The sequence below is a fragment of the Anabaena sphaerica FACHB-251 genome (genome assembly GCF_014696825.1).
Classification (GTDB): domain Bacteria; phylum Cyanobacteriota; class Cyanobacteriia; order Cyanobacteriales; family Nostocaceae; genus RDYJ01.
In genome coordinates this window covers 92,105-110,702 of record NZ_JACJQU010000006.1, presented here as the reverse complement: position 1 = coordinate 110,702, position 18,598 = coordinate 92,105, and the positions used below count along the sequence as shown (strand labels likewise).

20 protein-coding genes are annotated in these 18,598 nt (G+C 38.1%); 5 read left to right on the top strand and 15 right to left on the bottom strand.

All coding sequences use genetic code 11. The features are described 5' to 3' along the window. Positions 1-157: 157 nt before the first annotated feature. Complete coding sequence (locus tag H6G06_RS12800) at positions 158-1,093, top strand: response regulator (protein ID WP_190560635.1); 936 nt, start codon at positions 158-160, stop codon at positions 1,091-1,093. Between the two features lie 245 nt (positions 1,094-1,338). Here the strand turns inward: H6G06_RS12800 and H6G06_RS12795 are convergent, their stop codons facing one another. From H6G06_RS12795 to H6G06_RS12780, 4 genes are all read right to left on the bottom strand, one after another. Then, a complete protein-coding gene (locus tag H6G06_RS12795) occupies positions 1,339-1,860 on the bottom strand; it encodes a hypothetical protein (RefSeq protein WP_190560633.1) in 522 nt (173 codons plus the stop codon). 53 nt (positions 1,861-1,913) lie between these two features. Beyond that, the gene (locus tag H6G06_RS12790; protein WP_190560631.1) at positions 1,914-2,354 is read right to left on the bottom strand and encodes a hypothetical protein; all 441 of its coding nucleotides are present in this window, start codon (positions 2,352-2,354) and stop codon (positions 1,914-1,916) included. A 165-nt stretch (positions 2,355-2,519) separates the two neighbouring features. Beyond that, positions 2,520-2,702 carry a CsbD family protein gene (locus tag H6G06_RS12785; RefSeq protein WP_190560942.1) on the bottom strand — a complete coding sequence of 61 codons (183 nt, stop codon included), beginning with the start codon at positions 2,700-2,702 and terminating at the stop codon, positions 2,520-2,522. A 280-nt stretch (positions 2,703-2,982) separates the two neighbouring features. Then, positions 2,983-3,333 carry a hypothetical protein gene (locus H6G06_RS12780; protein ID WP_190560629.1) on the bottom strand — a complete coding sequence of 117 codons (351 nt, stop codon included), beginning with the start codon at positions 3,331-3,333 and terminating at the stop codon, positions 2,983-2,985. A gap of 274 nt (positions 3,334-3,607) precedes the next feature. Between H6G06_RS12780 and uvrB the strand changes: the two genes are divergently transcribed. Then, positions 3,608-5,605, top strand: a complete 1,998-nt coding sequence (gene uvrB, locus H6G06_RS12775) for an excinuclease ABC subunit UvrB (protein ID WP_190560627.1) — start codon at positions 3,608-3,610, stop codon at positions 5,603-5,605. A 100-nt stretch (positions 5,606-5,705) separates the two neighbouring features. Beyond that, positions 5,706-5,963 carry an AAA family ATPase gene (locus H6G06_RS12770; RefSeq protein ID WP_190560626.1) on the top strand — a complete coding sequence of 86 codons (258 nt, stop codon included), beginning with the start codon at positions 5,706-5,708 and terminating at the stop codon, positions 5,961-5,963. Between the two features lie 163 nt (positions 5,964-6,126). On the opposite strand, the gene H6G06_RS12765 is transcribed toward H6G06_RS12770, so the two are convergent. Then, positions 6,127-6,747, bottom strand: a complete 621-nt coding sequence (locus H6G06_RS12765; protein WP_190560624.1) for a tetratricopeptide repeat protein — start codon at positions 6,745-6,747, stop codon at positions 6,127-6,129. 50 nt (positions 6,748-6,797) lie between these two features. After that, positions 6,798-8,849, bottom strand: a complete 2,052-nt coding sequence (locus tag H6G06_RS12760) for a bifunctional serine/threonine-protein kinase/formylglycine-generating enzyme family protein (protein ID WP_190560621.1) — start codon at positions 8,847-8,849, stop codon at positions 6,798-6,800. Between the two features lie 158 nt (positions 8,850-9,007). Between H6G06_RS12760 and H6G06_RS12755 the strand changes: the two genes are divergently transcribed. Then, positions 9,008-9,481, top strand: a complete 474-nt coding sequence (locus tag H6G06_RS12755; protein WP_190560613.1) for an MEKHLA domain-containing protein — start codon at positions 9,008-9,010, stop codon at positions 9,479-9,481. On the opposite strand, the gene H6G06_RS12750 is transcribed toward H6G06_RS12755, so the two are convergent. The 5 genes from H6G06_RS12750 to H6G06_RS12730 all read right to left on the bottom strand — a co-directional run bounded on the left by H6G06_RS12750 (position 9,474) and on the right by H6G06_RS12730 (position 15,046). Beyond that, positions 9,474-10,262 (bottom strand): hypothetical protein, encoded by a 789-nt coding sequence (locus tag H6G06_RS12750; protein ID WP_190560611.1) that lies wholly within the window; start codon positions 10,260-10,262, stop codon positions 9,474-9,476. The genes H6G06_RS12755 and H6G06_RS12750 overlap by 8 nt on opposite strands. Before the next feature lie 9 nt (positions 10,263-10,271). After that, a complete protein-coding gene (locus tag H6G06_RS12745; protein WP_190560609.1) occupies positions 10,272-11,234 on the bottom strand; it encodes a TRAFAC clade GTPase domain-containing protein in 963 nt (320 codons plus the stop codon). A 22-nt stretch (positions 11,235-11,256) separates the two neighbouring features. After that, positions 11,257-13,452, bottom strand: coding sequence for a GTPase family protein (locus tag H6G06_RS12740; RefSeq protein ID WP_190560607.1), 2,196 nt, complete (start codon positions 13,450-13,452; stop codon positions 11,257-11,259). Between the two features lie 41 nt (positions 13,453-13,493). Next, the gene (locus tag H6G06_RS12735; RefSeq protein ID WP_190560605.1) at positions 13,494-14,084 is read right to left on the bottom strand and encodes an acyl carrier protein phosphodiesterase; all 591 of its coding nucleotides are present in this window, start codon (positions 14,082-14,084) and stop codon (positions 13,494-13,496) included. Between the two features lie 266 nt (positions 14,085-14,350). Continuing rightward, the gene (locus H6G06_RS12730; RefSeq protein WP_190560602.1) at positions 14,351-15,046 is read right to left on the bottom strand and encodes a Uma2 family endonuclease; all 696 of its coding nucleotides are present in this window, start codon (positions 15,044-15,046) and stop codon (positions 14,351-14,353) included. 438 nt (positions 15,047-15,484) lie between these two features. On the opposite strand from H6G06_RS12730, the gene H6G06_RS12725 reads away from it, so the two are divergent. Then, positions 15,485-16,183: a rhomboid family intramembrane serine protease gene (locus H6G06_RS12725; RefSeq protein ID WP_190560600.1), complete on the top strand. Its 699-nt coding sequence runs from the start codon at positions 15,485-15,487 to the stop codon at positions 16,181-16,183. Between the two features lie 69 nt (positions 16,184-16,252). Here the strand turns inward: H6G06_RS12725 and H6G06_RS12720 are convergent, their stop codons facing one another. The 4 genes from H6G06_RS12720 to H6G06_RS12705 form a co-directional block, all read right to left on the bottom strand. Further along, a complete protein-coding gene (locus H6G06_RS12720) occupies positions 16,253-16,438 on the bottom strand; it encodes a hypothetical protein (protein ID WP_190560977.1) in 186 nt (61 codons plus the stop codon). 150 nt (positions 16,439-16,588) lie between these two features. Continuing rightward, positions 16,589-16,936 (bottom strand): hypothetical protein, encoded by a 348-nt coding sequence (locus tag H6G06_RS12715; RefSeq protein WP_190560598.1) that lies wholly within the window; start codon positions 16,934-16,936, stop codon positions 16,589-16,591. Positions 16,937-17,564: 628 nt separating this feature from the next. Continuing rightward, entirely contained in the window at positions 17,565-17,981 is a 417-nt protein-coding gene (locus H6G06_RS12710) for a thiol-disulfide oxidoreductase DCC family protein (protein ID WP_190560596.1), read from the bottom strand. A gap of 87 nt (positions 17,982-18,068) precedes the next feature. Further along, on the bottom strand, positions 18,069-18,422 hold the full coding sequence (locus tag H6G06_RS12705) for a Rieske (2Fe-2S) protein (protein WP_190560594.1): 354 nt from the start codon (positions 18,420-18,422) through the stop codon (positions 18,069-18,071). Between the last annotated feature and the right edge of the window lie 176 nt (positions 18,423-18,598).

Here is an 18,598-nt window from a genome sequence, read left to right as displayed (position 1 = left end):
AAAACCTGATTCTTGCGTAGGGGTAATACCGCAACGGGCAAGCAAGCTACATGAATTACCCCTACTTCCTTTCTGTTTTGCGTAAGTCCTGAAATACATAAAAATATATGGTTATTAGCTATTCACGGTAGTTCACTGTAATTTGGCAATTACCCTAATGCAAGCTATTCTTGAAAGAAACAAATCTTTAGTTCTCATTGTTGATGATGAAGCATTTAACCGTCAAGAATTGCGACTTGCACTAGAGCAGGAAGGGTATCAAGTAGCAGAAGCCAAAAATGGCGCAGAAGCAATAAATGTTTTTCGTCAAACGCGCCCTGATCTTGTAATTATGGATGCCCTAATGCCACAGATGGATGGGTTTGAGTGCTGCCATAAGTTATTGTCTGTTGACTCTAACAAGTACACTCCAGTTTTTATGATTACAGTTCTTGAGGATAAGCAATCAATTGACTATGCCTTTCAAGTAGGTGCGGAAGACTATTTGATCAAACCCATTCATTGGCCAATTTTAAGACAACGGGTAAAACGGTCGATTGAGCAATCTCAGCTACAGCAAAAACTCCTTATTGATAATCAACAATTGCAACAATTAGTTAATGTTGATGCCTTAACTCAAGTGGCTAATCGCCGACGTTTTGATGAGTATCTATCCCTTGAATGGCAGTGCCAAATACGAGATCAACAGCCTATTTCTTTCATTCTCTGTGATGTTGATTTTTTTAAGTCCTACAACGATACTTATGGTCATATTTTAGGCGATCGCTGTCTTTATGATATTGCTCAAGCCATCAAAAATGTTGTTCAGCGTCCAGGGGATTTAGTGGCCCGTTATGGTGGGGATGAATTTGCTGTGATTTTGCCTCATACCAACCGAGAAGGAGCTACTTACCTGGCTGAGAAAATTTGCTTTGCTGTTCGGTCTTTGGCTATTCCCCATGAAAATTCACAAGTTAATTCTTATGTTACCCTGAGTGTTGGGTTATCTACATTAATTCCTGAACCTGATTCTAGTTGTGAAGAAATCATTGCGGCGGCAGATTTAGTTATGTATCAAGCAAAGTTAGCCGGACGCGATCGCTTTCTACAGTGATAAATATTTTGTGTAATGAGAATATATAAACGGACTAATAATATTTTTGTAAATGAAATCAATCAACAATTGGGCAATAAATGCGGGAGCATCTCAATTTGGCAAAAACATCGCCAATTGTCATTCTGTATCCCTTCGGGACGTAGGTTTTAGAATAGTGAAAAGGGTAAAGGGTAAAGGTTTTTTCTTCTCCCTTTTCCCCTTCCCCGCAAAACCCGACGAGTATTGATGCTCACCCTACATTTTTACTTGCGACCACCCAACCATTTAGCCGCTGCAATACCAATAATTCCGGCGACCACAGGATTACTAAGAAACTTGATAATCCCTGGTTGTTCCGCTAACACCTCACGGAAAACATCAGGATGATTATGATAGGTAAAAGATGCAAGTTTACTCACATCATCAGCAGTCATGCGGTTAGAGTTGTGAGTGGAAAGATTTAACTGTTGTTCTAGATGTTTTTCATCTAGTCCTCGTCCTTTTAATTGTTTGAAAAAAGCCCTTGCTACATCATCCCGTTCATTGGGTTTGATTTGTGCGATTGCCTTTTGTAATTCTGGCTCCATCTGACTAGGAGGAATACGTTCTGGATGCAAAGATTGATTAAATAAATGCCGTCTTTGATCCGTTGTGGTTCGTTGAGCGAAATCATCAAAAGTTTGATATTCTTCGGTAGAATCGGTACTCACATTATCTAAAGATTCGACATTTCCCTGAGCCAAATCTTGCAAAATGTTGCGTCTATATTCTTCACTACTTCTCACTCTAATGATCTCCTTTTTTAATGATTGAGTCTTAATGTTTATTGCCGATTTTCCTAGCTATACTTGATTTGATTCGTTTGAGCAAGATAATCAGCAGTCAAAATTAGTTTTTTATCTGGACCATATACCAAGATTTTCACATCTTGATTAGGAAAATTCTTTCTAAAACCCTGTACCAAAGAACTAGCTAAAGGTCGCACTTGATTAGGACTAACTTGAGGAGAAATAACCACCCCTAGTTTGTTATTGTCTTTAACAAAAGCATCTGTAACTAATCCTTTAGAAGTTTGTACAACCCAGTTACCAAAATTTTGCCCTGCTGGAGTATTACCACGTTCTAATTCTGCATAAGTAACATCTCTTCCCACTGCTGATGGGGCAGTTGTGCGGTCAACTTGTGTAACTGTTCCTCCACCGCAAGCCGTGGTTAAGGTCAGAATTAGCATCAAAACACAAGTCGCCAATATTTTACGACTCTGCTGAATTAGAATCATAGTTTTTCTCCTCAGACAATTTAAAATTTAAACCACAAAATCAGATTTTTAGTGGACAGACTTAATAATAAAACGAAAGTTCGTAGTCAGGGCTAAAGCCCTGAAAAACCTTAGAAGAGAACGATAAATCGCTCACTACGAACTGTATATTATTGAGTCAATCTTTTAGTCAAGCTTTTTTTTCACATTATCTTTTACATCTTCAACAGCGTGACGTACTTCACTTTCTGCTTGCTTTGCTTTACCTTCGGTTTTATCTTGAGGATCGCCAGTAATATTGCCTAAAGCTTCTTGTGCTTTGCCTTCAACATTTTTAGCTGTGGCTTTGGCCCGTTCTTCTAAGCTCATTTGTTTTTCCTCTGGTGATTTATTACTATTTAATAGTAGCTTGAACAAGGGCTTACTACTTCCACCACAAGGTAGACACTCTATATTAGATGTCTATGCAAAAAGAAATAAATAACTTATGCCACGTTCTGCTATCAGAAGAAAGAAGTAAGAATTTTTTCTTATTTGTGTTCTCTGTCTTCACTAAATAATTTATTTTGCACAACTACTTATAACTAATAAAAAAACCCAGTTTATTGATAAAACCGGGTTACTAAAAATAGGGTAATAATATTTGCGATTAGTCTAGAAAACCCATCAAACTATCAGAATCGTCAACAGTATTTGATGCTATTGGACGATTACCAAATATTGAATAGTTTTCAGAAACTACTAATGCACTAGAACCGATGGGACGAATACCAGATAGGTTAATACTATTCACAACTTGGAAAGTGTTAGCACTAATCGGACGAATTCCCATTGCATTGAAAGTCTCAATGACTTGTATACTACTTGTACTAATGGGACGTAACCCTGCGATTGATACTGTTCCTGCAAATTCTAAGTCAGTGCTACCAATAGGACGCTCTCCAGCAACTATAATTGTCCCCTGAGAACCCTGTTCTGTATTACCTTGATTTTCTTCCACTTTTTTATCTCCTTTGCATCTGAGGTGCTTTGTAAACTAACACCTCGAACTTGTTACGTGAATTTTACAATAATTAAGGAAAGGTTTATTTTTTCCTAATATATGTAAAGTGTAACCTTAAAAAACCACGTACAGATATAAGTTTCTTCAAAACGGATAGATAAGTAAATTTAAAGAGTGAACTTTTGTAAACAATATCTGATGACACGGTTAGGCAATTGCATCGCCACTATCGCTACTATAGGAAAGGGTATGTTCGTTCAGCGAAACGGTTATGACGGAATTTAGTCTTCAGGCTCCTTTTACTCCCACTGGTGATCAACCACAGGCGATCGCCCAACTTGTAGCCAGCATTCAAGCAGGTAATCGTTACCAAACTTTACTGGGTGCGACGGGAACCGGTAAGACGTTTTCTATCGCCGCAGTGATTGAAAAAGTTGGTAAACCTACCTTAGTCTTAGCGCACAACAAAACCCTAGCGGCTCAGTTGTGTAACGAGTTGCGGGAATTTTTTCCTCACAACGCCGTTGAGTATTTTGTCAGTTATTACGACTATTACCAACCGGAAGCGTATATTCCCGTTACAGACACATATATAGAAAAAACAGCGGCGATTAATGATGAAATAGATATGTTGCGACATTCCGCCACTCGTTCTCTGTTTGAACGTCGTGATGTCATTGTTGTTGCTTCCATTAGCTGCATTTACGGTTTAGGAATGCCGGCTGAATACCTCAAAGCCGCAATTCCACTACAGATAGGTATGGAAGTTAACCAAAGGCAGATTTTACGAGATTTGACATCTGTGCAGTATAGCCGCAACGATGTAGAAATGGGTCGGGGAAAATTTCGCGTTCGCGGTGATGTGTTAGAAATTGGACCTGCTTACGAAGATAGAATTATTAGAGTCGAATTTTTTGGTGATGAAATTGACGCAATACGTTATGTTGACCCGGTAACTGGAGAAATTATCAGTAGTTTGCAAGCAGTAAATATTTATCCTGCGCGTCACTTTGTCACCCCAGAAGAACGTTTAGAAGTCGCTTGTGCAGATATTTCCGCAGAATTAAAACAGCAAAAATTAACATTAGAAGAATTAGGAAAATTAGTCGAAGCCCAACGCATAGATCAACGCACCCGCTACGATTTGGAAATGTTGCGTGAGGTAGGATACTGTAACGGCGTAGAAAATTATTCTCGTCATTTAGCAGGTAGACAAGCGGGAGAACCACCAGAATGTTTAATTGATTATTTTCCCAAAGATTGGTTATTAGTAATTGATGAATCTCATGTTACTGTTCCCCAAATTCGTGGGATGTATAACGGTGATCAAGCACGAAAAAAGGTTTTAATTGATCATGGTTTTCGCCTTCCCAGTGCTGCTGATAATCGTCCTTTGAAAGTAGAAGAATTTTGGCAAAAGGCTAATCAATGTATTTTCGTTTCTGCTACGCCGGGAAATTGGGAAATAGAAATTTCTGAAGATCATATAGTTGAGCAAGTAATTAGACCAACTGGAGTAATAGACCCAGAAATTTTTGTTCGTCCCACAGAAGGACAGGTTGATGATTTATTAGGAGAAATTAAAGATAGAGTTGAACTGAAAGAAAGAACCCTAATTACCACGTTAACCAAACGCATGGCGGAAGATTTAACGGAATATTTGGAAGATAAGGGAGTTAAAGTTAGATATTTGCATTCGGAAATTAATTCGATTCAGAGAATTGAGATTTTACAAGATTTGAGAATTGGTAAATTTGATGTTTTAGTGGGTGTAAACTTACTGCGGGAAGGTTTGGATTTACCGGAAGTTTCTTTAGTTGCAATTATGGATGCAGATAAAGAAGGTTTCTTACGTGCTGAACGTTCTTTGATTCAAACTATTGGCCGGGCTGCGCGTCATATTCGCGGAAAGGCGATTATGTATGCTGATAAGTTAACAGATAGCATGATTAAAGCTATTGATGAAACTGATAGAAGAAGGGGAATTCAAACAGCATATAATAAGCTGCACGGAATTACACCACAACCGATTGTCAAAAAATCAAGTAATGCGATTTTATCATTTTTAGATGTCTCGCGGCGGTTAAATTCAGGTGATTTAAAGGTGGTGGATGAACATTTAGATGAATTATCTTTAGAAGATATTCCAGAGTTAATAACGCTGTTAGAAAAACAGATGAAGGAAGCAGCGAAAAAGATGGAATTTGAAGAAGCTGCAAAATTGCGTGATCGCATTAAGCATCTCAGGGATAAAATGTTGGGTAGATGATTATAGGAATACGAACCGCAGAGGCGCAGAGGACGCAGAGAAAGAGGGAGTTTACAGGATAATAAAACTTTAAGAATTTAATGGTGACATCATAAAAATTATGAGAGTTAAGCTGCTAAAAATACAATCGTTTCGTGGTATTGGTGATTTAACGATAGATTTTGATGAAATAGAACCTACAGTATTTATTGGTATTAATGGTGTGGGTAAATCAAGTATTTTTGATTGTTTAGCTATTTTATTGTCACGCTTTTCTAGTGCGATTCAATACTCAACCTCTTCAGGAAGATTGTTTACAGAAGAAGACGTGAAAAATGGCAAAAATGAAACTCATTGGAAAGTTTTTATTTATAAATAGCATATTTGTAAGAATTCAGGTAAGGTGATAAGATCCCCGACTTCTTTTATTTATTGTGTCCATAAATGATAAATTGATCTCGTGAAGTCGGGGATCTGGGTATGAACGAGTGCTATAGCTGAATATTTACGCATATTTGCCAGTTTTTAAAAATTCAAAAAAATCAAACCCATCCTCTCACCTGTTTATGAACCACCGCCAAATACCACATATAATCATCAATTTTGTAATTATCAGCAGCTTTAACAATATACTCTTGAGCTAACTCCAAATTACCCTCAGATTCAAAATACAAACCTAAATAAAGATGATTGTAAAAATTACCTTTTAATCCTCCCAATTTACCCACATTCAAAACATCATCAGTTGTACAATTACCCGCAAATAAATCATATACAGACCGCATGATTTTCCGAGGATCATTTTTCACAGGTAATAGAGAATTACGCGCTTCTGTTACACCAGATAAACGAGCAGTACAAAGATATCTCCAAACTGTTTCTTCTACATCTTGTGCATTGACAGTTAAATCTATTTCAAACTGTTTAGCACCCTCAGCAAATCGCGCTGCATAATAATAAGATAAACCCCGTTGCCATAGATAGGGTGTGAGTCTAGAATCTAACTTTTCTGCGGTATCAAAATCTTGAATTGATTCCTCAATTTTAGCTAATTGAAAATAAACCATTCCCCTACGAATGTAAGCATTAGGGTTATTCGGTTGACTGCGAATAGTTTCATTCCAGCGTTGGAGTTGATTTTCTAAAGAATTGGTAAAAAACATAAATATTGTGTAACGCCTTAATTTTTTTAGTAATTACAAAACAAAAATTATTAACTCCATGTAGCAGAACAAGCAATACGAAAGCCGTGATTGTAGTCTCTACTAATCGCTGGATAATTGACGCGATAGGCAGAACGGCAGTAGACTGGACGATAAGACCAAGAACCACCGCGCAACACACGACGAGGGTGATTATCACTGCTGCTCAACCGCGCACTTCCATCGGTTGACGCACCTATGTAATTATCATACCAGCCATCTTCGCACCATTCCCAGACATTACCGTGCATATCGTGTAAACCGAAAGCATTAGCAGGAAAAGTTCCCACATTTGTTGTTTCTTTGCGATAAATACCTTTTTGTCCATTACCATAAACATATTCAGCATTATAATTTACTAAATCAGTGTTAATGGTATCACCAAAATAAAAAGGTGTAGTTGTTCCTGCACGACAAGCATATTCCCATTCAGATTCACTTGGTAAACGATATAATTTACCTGTTTTCTGTGATAATCTAGCACAAAATTCCTGTGCATCATGCCATGATACCTTTTCCACAGGTCGGTTAGCACCTTTAAAATGAGATGGGTTTGCGTACAAATCAGTTTTAATCTTTGGTAAACTAGAAACCGCTTGCCATTGTGCTTGGGTGACAGGATATTTGCCTAGTAAAAAAGGTTTAATAGTAACTTGATGTTGAGGACTGCCTCTATCTGCACTTTCTATTTCATTTTCGGGTGAACCCATCAAAAAAGTACCACCAGGAACAGCAACTAATTCTAAAACTATGCCATTTTCTAAGTCTTCTAAAAATAACTCTGCTGTTTTCTTGCTGCGTTGAATTTCCCAAGTCGTTCCTAAACCAAAAAATCTATGCTTTAAAATCAATTGGGCTGTTTCAAATTCAAATAATTGAGTTTTAACAATAGATGAAGTTAGTGGTTTAGCAACTGATTTATTTTCTACTTCTGGTAGTTGTTGAGATTCAGCTTTATAGATTTTTCTATTAACATAGCTTTTCGGCGCTATTGTGTGAATTGATTGCTGAGTTGGAGGTATTTGTTTTGCCTGTTGTTGTCGAACTTGATACTTTCGGTAGGGTTGTAAAACTGCTTCCCTAATTTCCCGCGCTTCTTGTTCAGATAAACCTAATTCAAGTCTTTTCGTTTCCAATATTTTCAACATTACAGGAGAAAATTGTCCGTTACCTTTTAAAGCTAGAGTAGCTGCTTCTTGATAATAGACATCTTTAGCAGGAAGGGCGGTAACGGGAGATGATAGAATGGCTGTAGGTAGAGAGGCAGTTAGTTTTTTGAAATCCTCTAAAGCTGCTTGAGCATTTTGATAACGTAAGCTATGATGACGACGCACCATTTTTGTTAAAAATGCAGCTAAATTAGCACTGACCTGTGCTTCCTTTTCCCATAATAACTCTGCTGTTTGTGGATCTTCTTCAAGGTCTTGAGAACGCAACCCTGTTAAAGCTTGAATAGCGGTTATTCCCAAGGCATAAATATCACTAGCAAAAACTGTTTTACCCCTGAGTTGTTCTGCTGGCATATAACCAAGAGTCCCTGCCATAAGTGAACTCTGCACACTACCACGACTGTCTATTACTTGGGAAGCTATTTCTTTGACTATGCCGAAGTCAATTAAACAAACTTTACCATCTTGCTGTCTGCGGATGAGGTTTTGCGGTTTGATATCACGGTGAATAACCTGTTGCCAGTGAACAAAAGCTAAAACTTCTAAAACATCGTACAATAATTTACTGACATAACCTTCACTTAGTCGCTTACCAGGAATAATTTCTTGGTCTAAACACTGTCCCTGAATAAATTCTTGCACAATATAAAATTTTTGCTTTTCTTCAAAATAAGCGAATAAGCAAGGAATTTGGGAATGTGTACCCAAGATTTCCAAAATTCTCGCTTCCTTATCAAAAAAATCCACACGGAAAGTATTATGGTGTTGAGGTAGGAGTTCCTTCACCACACATATAGGTTGACTGGGTTTTTGGGTATCTGTGGCTTTATAGGTAATGCCAAAACCACCAGTTGCTAATACTTCGATTATTTCGTAACGTCCACTTAGCAGCATAGTTCAATTTCACCTAAAAACCCCATATGGGAAAATATCCAGATCAATCCAGTATAAACCCTGGTAAGTAGAATGCGGTATTAAACTATAGAAGATTTGACTTGCATATTAAATTTTGTCGATCTGATAAATTTTTAATATTATACTTTACCCTGATTATGACTAGCATGATTGAATTTCCTTGGCAGCAAGAGGCTATAATCATTCACAGCCAACGCATCCTCAACAGTTTTCAGTATTGGCTAGGATATTCTGTGTTGGATGTCAGTGGTTCACCTTTGGAAATAGCTCAAGCACTGTTTGCAGCACCTTTTGTTTTAGCATCTCAAGGTACAGAAGTAAATCCAATTTTGAATTATGGGAACCGCAAAGCTTTAGCACAATGGGAAATGTCTTGGGAGGAATTTACCCGCACACCTTCACGGAATACAGCTGAAGCGGTACTACAGCCAGAAAGAAACCGCTTGTTAGCGGACGCAGCAACTAAAGGCTTTAGCTATTTTTCTGGTGTGCGAATCACCAGCACAGGTAAACGTTTTCAAATTGAAGATGGTATTGTCTGGAATATTTTGAATGAACAAAATCAGTATTGTGGTCAAGCTGGTATGTTCTCTAAATGTGAATTCATTTAGGCTGTGACTGAAATAAGAACAACAGAAGAATGATAAAAATTGCACTTAAAACAAGAAATATAATGAATAATCTTAAATTCTTGTTTGTTGGAATTATCAGATCCTTTTCTGGCAGCGTTTCCAAAGAGTTGGGACTTTTTTTATATTCTGTCCACACCTCTGATTGTATACTATTTGATAAACCCCGCCAAACTCCACAATTAGTTAGTGTCTGTTGATTTTGAATCCCTGTAACAATTACCAAAGGTAAGTTATTGAAACCAAGTCCTTTGGGTAAAGATTTTTCTTCCAACTCATAAGCTAGTTCATCTCTCAATTTTTTGCAGTTTTTACCTATTTTATAGTTGATATTTCCCGGAAAATCACGTATATTGATAACTTCCTCTACAGATAATTTGCTAATATCTCCTTCAACTTTAAATCCCTGCTCATCATCAAAGATCACAGCTTGGTCTATTTCTGATCTTAAGGTTTCTCTTAGTTCATCTCGTAAAGCAGCCGCTGCAATAACTCTAATTTTTTGTTCATTATCTTCTGAGTCGTCACCTATCCAAGCAACAGAATTACGGATTTTTCTATCACGAAAGTCTGCTCTTTCGCTTGCCTCAATTCCAGTAATTAGTAACAATAATTTATTGCTATATCGCCCAATTACCAGAGAAAAAACTTCACTTTGAATTAATTGATAAACCTGATTATCTCTGATAATATTAGGCATTTCTGGTAGCCAAGAATAGCCATGATCCTGAGAAAATCCCCGACTGCGAATGTAAATATTCATATTTAACTCCTAATCAATATTTAGCCAAATATCACCCTGTAGCACTGCAAAACCGTTATTATTTTTGCATCCCTTAGCAAATTCACGCACTGCATTTTTAAGATGATTGTCTACACCAAATAAATCGCGGATAACATTGAAGAAACCCCAATTTTTCTTTTCCAGATGAAGTTTTAGCAAGAAGCGTAAAAGATATCTCAGCGGTTGTTCACTATCTTTAGGATTATATTTAGCATCATGGCTAGTTTTGCGAAAGATAAATAGTGGATTATTACCATTCATTTCAATTCGAGAAAAAAGTACACTACCAACTGTTTGTACAGGTGTAACAACCACTGCTACTTTAGCAAGCAGTAATTCTGTTTTTAAGTCGTCAAGTAATTTAGCATATCCAATTTCTATCTGATTAATTAGTTCAGAAATACTTTGTTCATTTTGCAAATACTTTTCGCATCTCACAGGTGCAAATATCACTAATCTGGGGGAATCAATATCTCTATAGGCTCTTTGAAAGATGTTGGTGATCATTTGTGGTTTATTAATTAAATCATGCCAATACCCATTTTTTTCCATTAAAGCAGGAGTGTCAATAGCAATAATTACCGCAGCAGATTGATTGACAAAATTTTCAACTCGTTCTTTTTCTTCACGAGGACTTTTAGAATTGAGATATTCACCAGGGTAGTCTTGAAAATGCAGTTTTAAAGAAGGTTTAGCACCCTTTTTACCAAGTTCAAAAAAGAAAGATTTGTAGTCTTCTGTATTCTGCATCCATCCTTTAGTTTCAAAACTGTCAGGAAGAGTTTTTAGTTCTGCTAAACGTTCTTGCAGAAGTGCTGAACTATCTAAATCAGGTGTAAGTTGTAGATTAGTTTTACCTATATTGCTCTCAAACTGCTCATACATAGCAGTTAAAAGGCTTGTTTTACCCACACCACTAGGCCCTAGCATGGTAATTTTCAATTCGTGCATATAACTGAGTTACCTTGGTTTGTTAGTTCAAAAATTTGATAGAGTCTGATTTGTTAGCTGTTGCTGCTTGCTCTATTGAGTTTAACCATTCTCGACGCAGTTTTGTACGTTCTCCTAATTGCTCAAATTCTTCTTGCCAAATTTCTGCACGCATTTCTTCTAAAAAGATGCGCCATTCTATTTTTGCACCTTCGGCACGAAGTACACGATCAATAAATTCCTCAACTATAGCAAAAGCAGCTTGACTAGGTTCACACAGCAAGTCTTCTAAAGCCGTTTCACAACCATAAATAGCTTCTGCTTGTAGTGCTTTTAAGTTGGCTAAAAGTTCTTTAGCTGAGGGAGATTTGGAAAGTTGAAGTGAGGTATCATCTGGTGTGAGTCCATCCAAATGTTTGCGGATGCGGTGCTGAATTAATCCGCGATAGGAAATATCAAAATCTGAGAGTATATGAAATCCTAATTTGAGTTTGCTGAGGTTTTCAGGAATTAAATTAGTAATTTCTGGAAAAAATTCATCTTTTTTCCCATTTGTCAATTTTCCTAAACGTCCTTGTTCTATCAATACCTGAGCGACATTGGCTTTAAGTTGGGAGAGCGATCGCTTTAAAGCCTCATCCAGCAATAAGAAATTTTGCGATAAGTGAGCGCGAATTTCATTGAGATATTGATAGTAGGCGTTAGGATAACCACCTATGCGATCGCGCCTTTTTTCAATCTGCTCTAAACTAGGAATACCAGTATCATGGCGACAAGCTTGAATAGCCGCCTCAACCTGTTGCTTAAAATCAATATCATCAGCGTTTCTTTGCTGTCTCAACTGTCTTAGCAATCTTTCTAAACCACTCGTTAAATCATTCCAAAGTTGATTAAACAACTGCTCAAACACAGGAAACCAGTTATCTTGTGGAGTAGATTGACCTAAAGCATTTCTGGCTTTTTCTAACTCAGCCTCAACTGAATTTTGCAGTTGAATTAATCGCTCCTGGCGAGATGATCCATATTGCTGATCTAAAGACGTAATATTGATAACTAAATAATCAAGAACTTGATCTAAAACTTGATTTGCTGCTAAATTATCGGCACAATTAGCAATTAAACAATCAACAACTTGCAGGTGTTTATCTGTCAGAGTCTCCGCCAAATCTTGACAATTATGAGAATTATCACCATTTTTAGAATTAGCAGCAGTTTGATTCAGTACCATAAAAGACCATAGGTTAATTGGTAAATCAACCAGTGCTGCACGAGATGTATCATAAAGCCGCACATCTACATCTGCCCAATAATCACCAGATGACTTTGGCATCCTGACAAATAGCACAGCATCTACATCTTGTCCTAAAGTCTTCATTAATCTTTCTTCATCACCAACACCAGTATCACCCAAACCAGGCATATCTACTAAAGCAATTTGTCCCACATCAGCATTAGGGAAATTACAAACAATCTTCACTTCTCGCACTGCCAAATAGTTAAAAAATACCCTTTTACCGTCAGGGGTATCTTGAGCTACATATTCCCGAATTTCATCTCTAGAAATCCGTCGGGGTAAGAGATTTTGTAGCAAGTGACGATACTTATCTAAATGTGTGTGATACCTGGTGAGATGTTCATACATTGCTCCCGGTTCAGCGTATCCGGGCAGGTTTTGCGGTAACTTAGGCAGGGGATTTGTAGCAAATTCTTCTATTGTAATGGGAGTATTACCCAAATGCAGTTTTTGATAATAAGGGCTGATAACTTCATCAAGAAAAGATCGCTCAGAATGAAACCACACTTCACCGTAAGTATCAACATTAGGGTTATGATGTATGGTACTCCGCACCCCTGTACAGTGTTGTCTGTCCCCATCGGGAATTTCTGCGGCAGTCAATCCTGTTAAACTTTGTAATAATCTGCTCTTACCTTGTCTTGCGCGTCCTACTACCCCAATGTTGAGGGTATCACGGCAAAACCGCATTTTCAGTTTAGCCAACTTATTGAGTTCATCGGCAATGCTGTTTTGAATTGTTGTTAAATCAATTTCTTGCAAACGTCCATAAACATTTTGGTCATTCACTGCTGTCAGTAAATGATGACGGTAGTTTTCCAAATGATGTAGTTTTGACGATAGTAAATGCAGATTCGCCTCTACAACTTCAATTTTCTCAATTAGCGGGCGGCGCTTTTCAATAATGCTGGCAATTTTCCCAGTCCTATTGGTAGTTACGTACATGGGGTAGCTTATCAAAACCGTGAACCTCTGTACATTATTGCTTATTGGCACCAATTCTGCACATACAAACGTAATTCAGGAAAAAACTCTTGAAAGTCTTGCTCAAATTCATCATAGTGGTTTCTTAGTTCGCTGATAGCATGGTTTAACAAAAATTCTCTATGGAAACGCCTATATAACCGTTGGGATATTCTCAACAGGGAATTTTCAACACCATCAATATAACGATAAGAGCCTAACCAATCTTCAGCAGCAACGCGACTAATTACTTGACGGACTATTGCAGGTATTTCACCTGGATATGCTTGAAATGATCTGTATATCTCAGATGTAAATTCATCGAGAGAAATAGTTGCATAATTTGACCAATTCTTAGCTAAAAAGTGGTCATAAAAAATATCTACAATTACCCCAGCAAAGCGTCGGTAGTTTGCGTCAATACGCTGTTTACTGCGTTGGACAATTATGTGACTATCTGTAAATCTGTCAATGATTTGATGACACTGGATTCCTCGCTGAATATTAGAGTTTAATTCCTGGCGAGCCGTCCCTTTAACAATATCAGCTAGGATATTACCTAACTGCATTTCCACGTTTGCTTCCGATAATAGAAGGTGAGCCAGCCAGTTCATAAGCAATTTAGCTAAGAGGATGTTTTAAAAGTTTTGAATGTATAAATAAACCCCTCTCCAAACCTCTCCCCGACGCGGGAAGAGGCTTTGAAACCCCCATTCCCTCGTAGGGAAGGGGGGAAGGGGGGTTAGGTTACTGAAGATTATTGGTTTCATCTAATACTTTTCAAACAACCTCTAAGGCAGTGCAACAAAACTATTTTATGCAAAAACTGGCTACAATACACAATAAATTACTGAAAAAATTATCTAAATTGGATGGTAGCTTACAAATTGTCTATATCAACTCCTTTGGCTTGCAATTTGGCTAATAATTCTTGATACTGCTGAACTGCTGCTTCTTTTTCTTGCCGTTCTTGTTCAGCACGTTCATATTCTCGTTCAGCACGTTGATCAAGTTCCACAGATGTCAGAAATTTCCGTCCATCAGGATAATAAATTTCTAAAGTATCTGGAGTAAGTTGAAAAGATATACCCAAGGATGGACTTACCCAACCATTGATTTCTTCAATAGCTGCAAAAGAATCTTGAGAACGCAAAAAGCCGGATAATTCTAATGTATCGGGGTCATAAACGTAATATTCATCTACTCCATAACGTTGATAAAAAAGTGATTTATTAATCATTTCTTGAGTGCGGTTTCCAGGCGATAAAATTTCAAATACTACCTGTGGGGGAATATTATTTTCTAGCCATTGCTTATAGGAACCTCTATCACCTTTTGGTCTACCAAAGACAACCATCACATCGGGTGCTTGGCGAGTTTTAACACTGCCTTCTACCGGATACCATAAAAGATTTCCAGCGACAAAGACATCATCCCGTGATGCAAATAAGATTTCTAAATTTTCTTTAATAGTAACAATCCAGCGAAATTGTTTAGTATTATCTGCCATTGGTTGTCCGTCGCTGTCAGGGTAGATGATTTCTGGTGCGGTGTGGGGTGTGAGTTGCTGTACCATAGCTATGCCTCCAATTTTGGGGAGTTGCGCTTATAGTCTTAGTGTAGAGGTGGGAAAGTTAAAAAATAGGGTTGGGAGTAGTGGAAAGTGCAATCTCTCCTATCATATCCACAAGGCGATCGCACTCACTCTATTTCATATCATGTCCGCCTAATCACTTGCGATATAACTGGTTGTGCAGAAATCCAAAAATTCTTTTCCCCCTGCTCCCTGCTCCCCTGGTTACTGAGCGCAGTCGAAGTATGCCCCCTGCTGTCTTAATGATAAGTATTCAACCGGACATGATATCACTCAGGTGCTGCTCTTGAAATTCTATGGTTGCTGCAAAATAAATACTGTTGCAAACCGTAAAAGCCTAATCCATCCACTAGGTAGAAGAAATTACTGAGAAAATTCGTTATTTTAAAGCTAGTTGCTTAAAAATCAGGAAAAAATCCAGTGGTTCCCCTTAAAGACAACAATCCTGCGGAAATTACGCCTTATGTGACTTATGGGCTAATTATTGCCAATGTCCTCGCTTTTCTTTATGAAACAAGTCTTCCTCCTCAAGCATTAAATGGGTTTTTGCATTTAGCGGCTGTAGTCCCACGAGAACTTTCTTTAAGCTTTGCAGGTAATTCTGTAAATCAACCAGTACCAGAATGGGTAACTTTAATTACGGCGCAATTTCTCCACGGTGGTTTTTTGCACTTGGCTGGAAATATGTTGTTTCTCTGGGTTTTTGGCAACAATGTAGAAGATAAGTTAGGTCATTTTAAATATTTAGTCTTCTATTTATCTTGCGGTGTTTTGGCATCATTAACCCAATGGTACTTTGCTCAAAATTCTAATATTCCTTCTTTGGGAGCAAGTGGAGCTATTGCAGGTGTAATGGGTGCATACATTATTCGTTTTCCCAAAGCGGAAATTCTGGCTGTACTGCCTTTAGGTATTTTCTTCCCAACTTTTCGAGTTCCTGCATATTTCTTTTTAGGATTTTGGTTTATCCAACAAGCTTTTTACGGAATCGCTAGTTTAGAAGCACCTACCAACATTGGTATGGAAGGTGGCGGTATTGCTTACTGGGCGCACGCAGGTGGTTTTATTTTTGGGGCGATTCTCGGTCCTTTGTTGGGTTTGTTCACTGATAAGTCCTAGTAAGGATATTTTGACAGTTGAGCTACATATTGCTACTGCCTTAGAACCTTCTGTCTCCTGAATTCTGCTCTAACTTGTGGCTTCACCTATTCCCAGTAATTTTTGTGTTTGTTCAGTTATAGCAAACAAGCTATCTGCATGACAGAATATTTCCCAAGCGCGAACTCCCATAAAACCAATACCTGCAACTGCAAGGGGAATAGCTGCTTGTACCTTGACACTAAGAAATTCGAGGGGATTTAGATTACTGTGCATACTTGGTTGTCGAGCTATTACTGTAATGTGGCAGCTTGGATGCTTTGCTTATACTGCAAGGAGTTGGGTTTAAGTGGACTTGTAGAATCAAGAATCTCCCGACTTTTTATAAAAATTTTGCTATTGCTTGTTTTTACAGTCGGGAGAGTGTCAACCGGCTAGACTTTCAATTAAATGCCAATTTCGGCTATGTTCAATTTCCTGGCGGACAAAATCAAAGACTTGTCGGCAGTGATTGTCCAATTTCAGTGGTAATTCTTCATTTTTGATCACAATACTCATCCGCGTTTCCGTTTCCGTAGCATTGGATTTATCAATCAGCACTTCCACTGTGACTAGTTTAGAAAAGGATACATTACCAGGAATTTCACGAGCCATAATGTAGTCTGCTGTGTAGTATTGAACTTCTAAACCACAATACTGTAGTAGTTCTATCAGTAATGGTTGCAGATGGTCGATGGGAACAGAAACAAGAAAAGAACAGGTATAGCGAGCCATAATAGCCCCACGCTTTCTAACACTCCGTCCATCCTATAATATTATAGAGTTGTGTCAATAAAAGTTATCTGTTCAGGGTCAGGAATTGGGCGGAGTACCTAAACCACTGGTGTAGCTGTGACTACAAACCACAGCAAAACTGCCAGAATTAGCACACCTATTTTCATGAGTAGGTATGCAGTACTATCACTGACGATGTTATTGTATATCATTTTCTTTCACCTCCAGTTGCCATTAGCTAACAAACTATTTGAGGTTAGAGTTAGGTAGTGATTTCTTTGTCTTTTTATTTTTCGACGTTTTTATTATCGCCTAAAAATCACAAGTTGAGATGTTGAGTAACGTTTATGTAACATTATTTAGCTTTAGTAAGTAGGCAACAGCCGCTGATATTCAATCTTGATGTCAGGTCTGTTAGATGTTAAGAATGGAAAACGAGAAATTTCCGTTAATCCGGCGTTGCTGAAATAGGGTATGAAATTGAAAAATCAATGATTTCAAACTCTTACTCTCTGTGACTGGAGCGCCTCTGCGTGAAACAAAATCATACTCTTAATCAGCAACGCCAAAAGTCTTTTCGTGGAGGCTAAGAGGCAGGAGTCAGAAGAAAGAAGCAATTAATTACGAATTATGAATCATTCCCAATTTTGCAGTTACCATCTATGCAATATGCAGATTGATAGGTATCAGCACGTTTACCAAACAGGGTATAGCGATGATCCCGGATTTGTTCATAAAACCTATCTCCTAGCCATTTCACCCCCGGTAAGGCACGATAAGCCTCTACAAATAAACTACCTAGTGGCAATAGTCGCCCAATTTCTTCAGCCGCATCGCTGCCTTGCCAACGTCTTGAGGAACTATTAGCATCTATTAAAATCATACCCTGTTCACAATCTTGGGTGGTAATTCCCCATGCGGATAATATCTGTTCATCTTGCATGGAGATGTAGCGAAATAGTTTTCCCTGGTCTAGATTTTCTAGCAACTGCACTAAAGTAACACACAGATTACATTGACCATCATAAATTACGTAATAATTCATATAAATTCTAGCTAGATTGGGGGAGACTATAGGGTGTAGTTATGATCCAAGATCCCCTTAAATAAGTTGGGGATCTGATCGCTATGATTACTCTGGCACGTCAATCAAAATATTGCCATCTTCTACACGAAGAGGAAATACTGGCAGGGTTTTGGCTTCGGAAACCATTGATAATAATTTACCGACTCCAGGTGGCCACGGACACCAGGTTTTGACTTCACCAGTGTTCAGGTCAAAAGCACTGCGGTGGAAAGAACAAACAATGGCTCCATTTTGGATTTTACCGGATTTCATGGGTAATTTTAGGTGGGGGCAGGTATTTTCCACGGCATAAAGCTGATTTTCGTGGTTTAACACCAAAATATTTCTGTTCCCTACTTTTACAACTTCTCGCGCACCAGAGGATAGGGCGTTTGCTTCCAGAATTTTTGTCCAGGCCATAGAGTTAGTTCTCCTTTCTTTATACCTGTTCTCAGTTTCCCGCAATTGTGTCATTTGCGATCGCTTGTGAGAAGTCAGGAGTCAAGAGTCAGGAGTATGGCTGACACCACGCTATGCTATCAGAAGCAAGAAGATCAGGAGCAAAGGCAGTGATTAACGTGGTAGCATTTCTCCAT